The following is an 11,976-nucleotide window of genomic DNA, read 5'->3' as shown; positions in this document are numbered from 1 at the left end:
AGCAATCTGTTTAAGATTTGTTAAACATTACAATGTAGAATTTATGACCGTCAACAGTCAACAGTCAACAGTCAACAGTCAACCCCAATATTTTTTACAACGCCAATATAATTGCTAGATGGCTTTATAACCAATTACCTACCAAAACGAAAGAAGCCCAAAAATAGGGATGTTGATATAAAGGATTAGCCATAATTTTTATTTGCGCTTGTCTTAAGGCTTCAGCTTTACTAAGTTGCGGGTTATTCAACTGCTGATAAAACTCTTTCATTAAATTAGCAGTTGAGTCATCATTAACTGACCATAAACTAGCAATTGTACTTTTAGCACCCGATCGCAAAGCTAACCCAGCTAACCCTAAAGTGGCGCGATTATCACCGGTTGCTGTTTGACAAGCACTCATCACCAACAGTTCAACTGGTTCTAAAATTCCCAATCTTCTTTTTTGGAATAACCGATCAAAATCTAAAATAGAAATGCGATCGCTCCATGTCAGCAAGAAGGTTTCCTGGGGATTAGAGCTAAATTGACCGTGAGTTGCTAGATGAACGATGGGGAATGATTGACTATCGAGTTCTTTTTTGAATTTATCGCGAGTAAACTCTTGATTAAGCAAGGTTTTCGCCGGAAATTCCTTAGTTACTCCTTTAATTTCTCCTGTTACCGCAGGTAAAGAACTAAAGCCTTGACGTGCTTCTGTTAATCCCGCCGCTAATATATCAAGTTTTTTGCGTTGCAATCCTTGGGGAAATAATTGTAACCCAGGGCTGAGAGCAACGTTATATTTTTCTATCAAGTAGCGATCGCCATCGTGCAGCGCAGACATGGGTAAGTTGCGTAATAAACCATCCAACACAAATACTAAGGTTTTGACGTTATTGCTATTTAACCTCTCTTCTGCTGGTGCAATCAGCCATGTATACAGTCTTTGAGACAAGCGGAAACTCTCTTCTCGAATATAACCACGGGACATATAAGAATAAAGATGTCTCAAGGTATTTTCAACTTGCTTTTTTGACAGTTTTGTGGTGTAGTGATGCAAGGGTTGCTTGGGAATGGAAAGAATGACTTCTAAGCGATCGCTTAAAATAATTGGGTAAATAACAGCCGCTTGTACGTCAATTTTATCGATATTCACAGGATAGTTATCAACACAAGCATCTCGAAAGTAGTTATCTAACTCCGCTATTTGTAGCGCTTCAATTACCTGACGTGCTTGTTTGAGATTTTTTTGATTGTCACCTCTTTCTAACAATAATCCTACATATTCTCGATATATCGGTTCAATACTTTCTTTAAAATCAAATTGCACATCTGTACTAATAGCAACTAAATCGCCTCTCAGGGATTGGATGTTATTAAAAGCAGTTTCATAAGCTGCGATCGCACTATCAATATCTCCTTGGGCTTTGGCTATTGCACCTGATTGTGTCGCTGTTAAAGCTAACAAATCAGCCGCATTCATTTCTTGAGCAATATTTTGAGCCTTTTGTGTAAGTTTTTTTGCTTCTGCTAACTGGTCATTGTCTTGATATAGTTTACCTAATTCTTGCAAAGCATAGGCTTCAGAACGAGAATCTTTGATTTCTCTGGATTGTTGAATAGCTGTTACTAATAATTCCGCGATTTTGGGATTATTAGAGGTTAAACTTGCTTTTCCACTTTCTATTTGTTCTTCTATTGTCATTAGAGTTTCTGCAAAATTTATCCGCGCATAAATAGCCGGACGACTCGCAGCAAGTTGAGCCAGATTATTTTCGATTGCGGGAATTAGCGCCTCTACTGCTTCCCATCTTTGGAGTTTAACTAATACGCTTAATTGATTTAATTGGGCTGATAATTTTTCTTGAATCTCAGGAGATAAATTAACTACTTCTTGATAATTACCTATCGCCACGTCGTATTCTGCTAAATCTTGGGCGATATTACCTAAACTAAATACAACTGCACTCACATCTTTGGGCGAGTTTAATTTTTGACTAATTGCCAAACTTTTCTCTAATGCTGTTTTAGATTGTTTCAAATCACCAATAGTTTGTAGCGCCACACCTAAACTTCTTAAACTTTGCGCTTTCAGTAAACTATCAGGTTGACTTTGTAATGCTGCTATCAATTCTTCTAACAGCGTTTTGGCACGGCGATATTGTCCTAGATTTTGTAAACCCTGTGCTTGATTAATTTGGCTTATAAGTTTACCTGTGTTATCTCCTGCGCGTTCATAGATTGTTGTAGCTTGCTTCCAGGTATCAATAGCTGTTTCGGTTTGTCCTTGGAGTAGTTCAATTGTCCCTTGGGTATTTAAAGCTTGTGCTAACAGTAAATTACTTTGATTATCCGAGGTTTTCCAAGTTTTGAGTAAATTCAGACTTTCGGTAATTGTAGTTTGAGCTTGTGGGATTTTACCTAAATCTTGATATGCCAAGGCTAAATAATTCAGCACTTGCACCTGACTGACAGAATCTTTTTTATCTTGATAAGACTTAAGCGCCTGTTCCCATATTTTGGCTGCTTCTGTATATTGCCCTTTTTGATAGTAATTTTTTCCTTGTTGTAATAAGTCTAAATTATTATCTAGTTGTTGAGTTATAGACTGCGAATTTGGTAAATTTGGTTGATTAGCAACAACCGAAATATCCTTTGTGACTAATAGTAGTGTCAGGATAATACTGAGTCCAAAAAGTCCGTAAATCTTGATTTTTCGCTTAGAAGATAAACCAAAATTTGGCAAAGAGATTTTTTTATTTAAAAATTTATGTTTCATATTATAAAATGATTGCAATTCGCATAGGATGCGTTAGGCTACGCCATAACACATCCTACATCCTACAATTTATCTGTGTGCATCTGCGTTAATCCTCTTGTATCGGCGGGTAAGGATTCACCATTAATTTCAGCAATCAAATGTTTATGAATGTCTACAATTAAATCTTTGCTGGGGTGAAGTTTCTTGAGGTATAGCCGCTACCAATTCTACTTCTCCTTGGGCATTCATTCTCCAGCTGGTTGCGGCAACAATAAATTCTTTATTTGGGGGTGGAGAATTATTAGCTTGATTGCGGTTCTGTGTGGTGGTGAAATCTCGCATATCCGATAACAAAGTTTGATCGCGAATAGTTGTAGTGGGATCGACTGGTAAGCCGCCTCTTCCAGTAATGGTAAAGGAATTACCTTCAGTTGCCGCACAACTAGCAATAATGCGATCGCTGGGATCGTTAGGTTTATCTGGTAACTCCACTAAGCCGGAAGCCGGATCAACATCGAGGTTATTAATCGATACAGTGCCGGCAACGCCAAACTCAGAACTTGCAGTAATCTTATTTCCAGAAGTACCTTGCTGTTGATTGCCAATGCCAAAAAGACTTGTGGCGGTAATATCGACATTGCCACCACGTCCCAAGAAAGCATTGGCTGTAATATTATTATTGTCTTTGGGTACAGTCACAATAAAATTTGTGCCGATGATCACATTGCCACCATTGCCACCAGCATCCGCATTGCCAGCATTTGTGGAAATGCGGCTGTTTTGCAGTAACAACAAATAGTCTGGTAAACTCAGGCTAATATTGCCGCCATTGGTGCTGCCTGTCTCCGCAGAAATGACAGCTTGATTTTCTAGGGTTAATCTGGTGGCTTCAATCCTGATATTGCCACCAATACCAGTGCCTTGGCTATTCACCGAAACAGTTGCACCATCCCGAATCTCTACCAGTTCGGGATCGATGAAAATATTGCCACCATTCCCAGTAGAACCAGCCGTGGTATTGGAAAATACCCCTGTATTTGCGCCAGCCAGCAAGACTTTATCTTTAACAATAACTGCGATATTACCTGCATTACCACCACCTGCAGTTAATGCTTCTAATTCTGCACCATTGGTAACCGATAAAGAGGGTGCAGTGATTTGTAAAGTTCCTCCTTTGCCGGTTGCGCCTGCTAAGGTGCTGACAAACGCACCGCTAGGCTTAAAAGGTTCACCAGGATTACCATCGAAGGAGACTGATTGTGTAGCATTAATAAAAATACTACCCGCATCATAAGCAGTAGCAGTACTAGTGCTAATTCCAGCGCCATTTTTGACCGATAGCTGACCTGTTTTGATGTTAATAATATTACCTGTTCCTTGGGAGCCAGGTAAAACTTCGCTGAGAATACCGCTAGGAATTAGCTGTGATGGGAGAAGATTGCCAGTGGACAATAAAATTGCCCCATCAATCAGAATGGATTTAGCTGCATTGATATCAATTCTGCCTGCATCACCAAATCCCTCTGTAGAGGCTCTAATTTGCGCGCCTTGTTGCAAAGATAGAGAGTTAGTCTGAATATCAATAATGCCACCGTTGCCTTGAGCATTAGGAAAGACAACGTTACTAAAACCACTAAAAATCCCCCCATCAGAGATGCCTGTGAGAGCGATCGCATCTGTAGCTCTGACGGTAATTTTACCACCATTGCCCACACGCTCAGTTTGAGAAAATACCTGCCCGCCATTGGTAGCGGTAAATGTGTTGGTATTGATTTCCACATCACCCGCATTGCCACCGATGGCGCTGATTGTCTGGCTTCCTAGTTTAGAGTTATTTAAAGAGATGCTGTCAGCATTAACGATGACATTGCCAGCGTTGCCACCGAGAGTAAAAGTTGATAATTGCGCTTGATTGGCTTCTAAGGAATTAGCAGTAATAATCAGCTTACCACCAGGGCCTGTTGCCCCTGCATACAAATTACTTTGGACGTAGTTACTCAGGGAAATCAAAGGTGCATTTAATGTGACATCACCACCTTGTCCCGAACCATAGCTTGCACTTTCAATATAGGAAGTTACTGGAGGTGCAGGTTCTTGAATAATCGCTGATTGACTTTTGAGGGTAATATTTCCCCCAGCAGAACCGTAGGAAACAATTTGCGATCCTGATGGCATGAAAATATCACCTTTAGCTAACAGTGTGATATCGCCTCCAGGGTTGGCAAAGGAAAAGTTAACAAAATCAAATCCCGAAGTATCTAAAAAGTTGGGAGTGGTAATTTTTCCCCGCGAGTCAATCACCACATCGCCACCCCTAGCCACACCGCCGTAGGTTCCTAGCAAAGATGTCACAGTAATATCACCAGATAACAATGGATTGGGTTGATATTGGTTAGTTAAAAAAACCAACCCTCCCTGGTTATTAATTTTATTGATGGTGATATTAGCACTGCTGGGATTGCTATTACTATTAGGAGTAGGAGAAAAACCAGTGGTATCTCCTGTAATTCCCGGTGGGTTAACAGCTGTGGTTCCGGCTCTAATATCAACGGTGGGTATTAAACTACCATTAATCGGAACTTTGGTTACGCCATCGGATAAGGTGACTGTTTGATTAATAAAATTTGTGGTATCGGGGCCTGTGATCTCTAAACTATCAATGGTGACACTCCCACCTGCAAAAATATGTAAGGAAGCCCCTGTATAGCTATTAAAACTCACATCTCCACTGGCCCGAATCACGGGATCATCTGTGCTGGATAAATCTCCGCCAGTACCATTCAATTGTTCAAGGCGAAAGTTACCATTGCTATAGAATTGGGCGTTTCCACCAATTGCATTAGCTGAACGTAACAGCAGATTTTCTCCGGCAAACAAGCCACTGGCGCGATTATTTAAAGCAAAGATATCTATTTTATTGCCTTGGACTAATAGTTGTTGTTGTGCTGCGGCGATGAAGGGATTGTTAACAGTATCGCGAATTTTAACTGTATCGCTAGCTTGTAAAGTTAAATTCCGCCCAGCTTGTAATTGTCCTTGTAAGTCAAGATTTTGACCCAATAAAGTTAAATCTTGCCCTACAGATAAGTTACCAGAATTAGTAATAGTACTTTCGGGAGGTAACCAACTATCTAAACCTAGAGGTTGCTTGATAGTTAATAAAGGTGGCGATTGGGGGTTTTGAGTACTAAATTTTTCCCCGTTGGGAAATAACACACCGCTGCTGGTGCTAGCGAAAAAAGAACCAGAGATATCTAAGCGGGCATTTTGACCAAAAATAATACCGTTAGGATTAATTAAGTAGAGGTTAGCACCACCTAACACCCCCAGCGTCCCGAAAATCTTCGAGGCTTGGTTACCTGTAACTCGTCCTAGAATATTTTCAATACCAGAGGGATTGGCAAAATAAACTCGTTGCTGATTGCTAACGTTGAAGTCTTGGAAGCTGTGAAACAAATTACTACCCCGAATTGCACCGCCATCGATACGTTCAATGACATTGCCTTGCTGTTGCACATTCGGGGTCACAATTGAGCGATCGCTACCTAAACTATTGTCAGGGATAATTTGTGCGTTTACGCCTGTCGTTAAGCCTAGCGTACAGGCGATCGCACTACTACTAGCGAAAATTGCTAGTAATCTGTACCACATTATCCCTAGCTGCGTTTTGCTTGCCTTACCCTGAAAAATCGGCATGAAAATTATCACTTAAAGAATAAAATCGGTGATGTTAACCGAAGTGACTCCTGTGAAAGTGATAGTACCACCATTTATCGAGGTTAGATCTAGCTTGAGGTTGCAATTGTTGAGTGAGGCGAGTTGATCGCAGCTATTAACCACACCATCGCTATTACTATCCAAAGTACCTTGAGTCAGAATCAGCTGCTTGAGGTCGATTTTATCTTCCCATCGACAAAAATCGTGGATGGTATCGTTACCAAAGTTAGCACCAAAGATAAACCTATCCTTCCCTTCACCACCACTTAAATCATCATCGCCTCTACCACCAGTAATTAAATCGTCTCCTTTACCGCCACAAATTACATCATTACCATCGAAACCAGACAAACTATCAGCACAATTTCCGCCTTTAATTTCATCATTGAAGCGAGTGCCAATAATTTTATTGCTATCATGTTCGCTGCCTTGCAAAGTAAAAGTAGTATTGGGATTAGCAACAATCAAATTCTGCGAAGCAAAATCATAGTTTGCCCCACTTCCACAAGCTGCAAAAGTCACGTGATTCACATTACTATCAATGGTAATGCTAGAGACTAACCAATTATTTTTGTAACCGCCTATTTCTTGCAAGCGTGTATTAATGTTGCCATCGCCATTAGAATCTTGAATCGTAATATTAACTCCAGTCGGGACAGAGAAATTAAAGGAGTCAAAAATAGCTTGTAAGTCGCTAAATTGTGAATCTGCAACTGTGCTGAGACTCTCAATTTGAGCATCAGGTAATGCTAGCCCATTAATTTGTGGGTTATTTTCTGTGAATATCACACCTGTATCTGTGACTAAGATATTGACAAAGTCAATCAGTCCTGGGGAATATTGACCTGCTTGGAAGATGAGGTTTTCTATTTGGGTGCCGTTATTAAAGGTAAATGACCCGTTATTAAAGCGATCGCGACTATAAACACCATCTACGATAAAATCAGCCAAAGCATTGATTACAGCTTGTTCATCTGCAGTTGTGGGTTCACCAGAGGTAGTTAAATTGCCATCAGCCCCTAACCCATTCCAAACTGCTAAATTAGCTAAATATTGCGGATCTGTACTTTTTGCCCAATCTGCTTCAAATCCAGCGATCCCAATCTGGCCTGGTTGTAAAAATTCGGATTGATTTTGGTAAGGATAGCCAACACTAACAGAACCACTAATAGGATCGGGATTAAAGAAGAACGAGGCGTTAGTATTGTTGGGGTTATTGAAATTCTCCACCGAAAACACTCTAAATGGCTGTTGGTTATTTAAAGTGCCTTCAAGTTTATATGTGGAAATATCTAACCTACTACTAGCAGCAATTGTCCCGGAGTTTAGGGTTTTACCGTTGACTGCCACAACTTCGGCTTGATTTTGAATATTTAAAAAGCCAAATTCTACCCTATCATCCCCGTTGCTTTTTTGCACATTGTAATTGAGGAAAAATACCCCATTAAAAGGTGTTTCATAATATTCAGGCAAAGCCGGATTGATATCACCTGTGTTAGGGTTAATTGTGCCTAATCTACCTGTTAAATTTATAGATGTAATATTTTCGGTACTAACTTTGGCATTGACGGTAATAGTTTTAGTTTCTCCTGCCGCAATATTGTCAAACAAAACCTCTAGAGTTTGAGCATTATTGTCTGTGTCAATGCTAGTACCACCATCGAGATCAGCAAAATTGACAAAATCTAAACCAATGGGCAATTTCTGTCTGAGATCATCGACAATTTGCACGCCTGTAGCATCACCAAAACCCTTATTGCGGACAGTAATTGTAAATGTCACTTCATCCCCAGGTAGCGCAATCACCTGATCTGCTTTACCATCATGGTTGTAATCAACAGATTGTTTCAGACTGCTAAAGGATTGTTGATTAACTAGGGTAAATTCTTTCTCTACAGATAGGTTAGCTACAGGTGCCTGGATACTGCTGTAATCATCTTCTGTAGGGTCACCATTATTGACAACGGAATCTGGATCTGGTTGATCGGCGGCAACAATTTCCGCCACATTAGTATAAGCAGCCGCATCAGCAGCATTCAAGACTGTAGCTTTCAGCGTCAGGGTAACATTATCGCCTGAGTTGATCGAACCAACATTCCAAATTCCAGTTGTACTGTCATAAGTTCCCACACTAGCGTCAGCCCCAAGGAAGCTAAAACCAGAAGGTAGTAAATCTTGAATTTTTACCCCTGTCGCATTGGCTGGGCCGCTATTATTCAATGTCAGGGTAAAAGAGACCTCATCACCTACAAGTAAGGATTCATTAGATATTGTTTGATTCAGAGATAAATCAGCCTGCTTAATTACACATACAGTGGCACTGCTGTAGTCATCTTCTTTGGGGTTGCCATTATTGACAACCGAATCTGGATCTGGTTGAGCAGAGGCAATAATTTCTGCCACATTAGTATAGGCAGCTGCATCAGCAGCATTCAAAACTGTGGCTTTCAGCGTCAGGGTAACATTACGCCCCGACTTGATGGAACCAACATCCCAAATCCCAGTTGTGCTGTCATAATTCCCGACACTAGCCTTAGCATTGATGAAGCTAAAACCAGAGGGTAGTAAATCTTGAATTTTTACCCCTGTTGCATTGGCTGGGCCGCTATTTTTTAACGTTAGGGTGAAAGTAACCTCATCACCTACAAATAAAGATTTATCAGATATTGTTTGACTCAGAGATAAATCAGCCTGCTTAACCACACATACAGTGGCACTGCTATAGTCATCTTCTTTGGGGTTGCCATTATTGACAACCGAATCTGGATCTTTTTGATCGGCGGCAATAATTTCTGCCACATTGGTATAGGCAGCTGCATCAGCAGCATTCAAAACTGTGGCTTTCAGCGTTAGGGTAACATTACGCCCCGACTTGATAGAACCAACATCCCAAATCCCAGTTGTGCTGTCATAATTCCCGACACTAGCCTTAGCATTGATGAAGCTAAAACCAGAGGGTAGTAAATCTTGAATTTTTACCCCTGTCGCATTGGCTGGGCCGCTATTTTTTAACGTTAGGGTGAAAGTAACCTCATCACCTACAAATAAAGATTTATCAGATATTTTTTGACTTAGAGATAAATCAGCCAATACTGGTTCGCATTTATCTTTAGTCTGATTTTTGCCTTTACTTTGGCCCGAGGAATCCAGCTTTTCAAAACTTTTAGATTTCTGAGAAGATTTAGAATTTTTATTAGTCATAACTACAATTATTTAATTAAATGATTGTTAACAATTTGTGATTTATAATAGCGGATATCCTGAATTTACTTACCTTTAAGGTTCTGCTGGGCAAGTACTGGTGTGGGAAATTCTAGGTTGATCCTCATCCCTGTTTGGGAAAATATTTTGATAAAAAGCAAATTAAATTTGACCGATATCTGCCAAATATCAGCTTAGTTGAATGTTAATAACAACACTCTACTAATATTGTGCTAATTATCCATCACCATCTCAAAAATATTGTCAGTTATTACCCATATTTTTTGGGCATAAAATTAACAAAAATATTCTTTGTGCAACATAAATAACCTAAATAAGATTGATACATCAAAGATTTTGATGATGGGCTGAACTCATGAGAATCAAATAGGAAACACTTATTTTAGTTATTAAAGCACAATGTAATGAATTTAATAAAATTCTCAGTAATATCTTTAAATAGGCTCTAAAAATGCAGGCTTCTATAAATAAATGGTTAAGTGACTAGTTTTTTTAACCTAAATGTGTATACAAAATTTTGTCCCCAGTAAAATAGCCTAAAAGCCTGATTATATAAGGAATTTAGATTAAATGAAAATACCAAGAAGCTGAATTTTAGGCTGTTACTTTCGACATAGAAAAATTATATACTTGTTAAAAATTTCATATTTAAAGATACAGTTTTCTAGTATTACCACTGACTGCTGAGTCTGGTAAACCAGGTTGGAGTAAAGGGAATGAGTCAAAGGTGTTTTTCCTTCGCTCTTTCCTTTTACCCTTTGCCTTAAACCTACAAGTATTGAATACAGAAGTGAAGTTCTCTGCATCCTTTAAATATTCATTGTGGTTCTATGTATCAAACAACAAATATTTAGAGGATAAGAAACAAAGCTATAAAATGCCACCAAAATATGATTTCTGCGGAGTTAATACTAATGAGTATCAGCCCTCAGTTTTTAATTCAAAGTTGAAGGAGTTGTCTTCACAGTTGTGATGGTTTTAGACACATGAGAAACAGCATAACGAACTGTATTAATAAAATTTTGGGCGTAACGTTGCGTAGAAAAATCCAGGGCCCGTTGTCGTGCTGCAACTCCGACATGATCGCTAAATTCTGGATCGTCAAGATAGCGAAGAATTGCGATCGCTAATGCATCTGCATCACCATAGGGTGTCAATAGCCCATTCAGCCCATCTGTAATAATTTCTGTGGGGCCGCCAGCATTGCCAGCCACTACCGGTTTCCCGAGGGCCATAGCCTCAATAATCACAATCCCAAAAGGCTCATTATCAGAAGCGTGGATAAAAATATCCATTGCCTGCATCCACTCAGGAACATTGCGTTGTAGTCCCACCATCAAAACGCGATCGCTTAAACCCAAATCTGCTATTTGTGCTGTTAACAAGTCCTCATAATCAGCCTCTAAATCATGCTTACCACCAACAATGACACAATTAGCATCAGGATATCTCTGCAATATTTGTGGCATGGCATCTACTAGAGTATGCATTCCCTTCCATCGTTGCAAACGTCCCACAATCCCAATCAAAGGCCCGTGTAACGGTAAACCCAATTTTGACCGCGCTTCTTGTGGAGAAGGGAGAACAGCCGGCTCAAATCTGTCTAAAGCCACACCCGGATATACTAAGTGTGTTGGTCGATAAGGCCAAATCTTCGCCTGTGCTTCCTTACCCTCTTTCGAGAGAGTGATAATTGCCTGCGCTGGTAATAATGTCGCCAATTGCAACAACCAAGACTTAGCGTTAGGTACTTCTAGCTGATACCATATAGCAGGTACACCAGCTGCGATCGCAGCTAATCCTCCATATAGATGAGTAATCCACATCCAATTGGCGATCGCATCTACACGTTCTTGTTTCGCCAACATAGCGATACGAAATACCGCACTGATCATCCGGTGAACTTCTCGCAAACGGCCGCTTGCAATTACTCTGGTATCAATACCCAATGCCCTCACCTGTTCCACCATTGGGCCATCTTCTAAAAATACCGCTATCCATTCAATCCCAGCTTGCCGTCCTTGTTGCATCAAATCCCAAAACATCATTTCCCCGCCGCCTCTTTGTTCGGCCAGTGGCATAATAGCAATCACTTTCATAATGTCTATCCATTCATACTAGTTTTTACTTGATATGGGAGCTATGGCAATCCGATGAATTTTTGCCACACTCTTGGTATTTGTAGGAAAGCTGGAGTCGTGGGAAGCTTTCCTTCATCAGATTCTGTAACTTACAATCTGAAGGTTTTAAGGTTGTAATTTTGGCGTTAATATAGCCGCCATAAAGTGAAAACT

At 40.0% G+C, this 11,976-nt stretch carries 4 protein-coding genes; all 4 read right to left on the bottom strand.

Annotated features, from left to right (window positions below):
• Positions 1–124: 124 nt before the first annotated feature.
• A complete protein-coding gene (locus tag HGR01_RS35320) occupies positions 125–2,761 on the bottom strand; it encodes a CHAT domain-containing protein (protein WP_052335360.1) in 2,637 nt (878 codons plus the stop codon).
• 144 nt (positions 2,762–2,905) lie between these two features.
• Positions 2,906–6,439, bottom strand: coding sequence for a filamentous hemagglutinin N-terminal domain-containing protein (locus tag HGR01_RS35315; protein WP_081584117.1), 3,534 nt, complete (start codon positions 6,437–6,439; stop codon positions 2,906–2,908).
• A gap of 12 nt (positions 6,440–6,451) precedes the next feature.
• Entirely contained in the window at positions 6,452–9,661 is a 3,210-nt protein-coding gene (locus HGR01_RS35310; RefSeq protein ID WP_045873417.1) for a DUF11 domain-containing protein, read from the bottom strand.
• Between the two features lie 956 nt (positions 9,662–10,617).
• On the bottom strand, positions 10,618–11,781 hold the full coding sequence (locus tag HGR01_RS35305) for a glycosyltransferase family 4 protein (RefSeq protein WP_045873416.1): 1,164 nt from the start codon (positions 11,779–11,781) through the stop codon (positions 10,618–10,620).
• Between the last annotated feature and the right edge of the window lie 195 nt (positions 11,782–11,976).

It is taken from the genome of Tolypothrix sp. PCC 7712 (assembly GCF_025860405.1).
Taxonomy (GTDB): Bacteria; Cyanobacteriota; Cyanobacteriia; order Cyanobacteriales; family Nostocaceae; genus Aulosira; species Aulosira diplosiphon.
The sequence above is the reverse complement of the archived record's forward strand: the minus strand, read 5'-3'. Positions and strand labels throughout refer to the sequence as shown.

Excerpts from the sequence above, each read along its gene's own strand:
- HGR01_RS35320 (WP_052335360.1), bottom strand. The coding sequence starts at position 2,761 with ATGAAACATAAATTTTTAAATAAAAAAATCTCTTTGCCAAATTTTGGT.
- HGR01_RS35315 (WP_081584117.1), bottom strand. The coding sequence starts at position 6,439 with ATGCCGATTTTTCAGGGTAAGGCAAGCAAAACGCAGCTAGGGATAATG.
- HGR01_RS35310 (WP_045873417.1), bottom strand. The coding sequence starts at position 9,661 with ATGACTAATAAAAATTCTAAATCTTCTCAGAAATCTAAAAGTTTTGAA.
- HGR01_RS35305 (WP_045873416.1), bottom strand. The coding sequence starts at position 11,781 with ATGAAAGTGATTGCTATTATGCCACTGGCCGAACAAAGAGGCGGCGGG.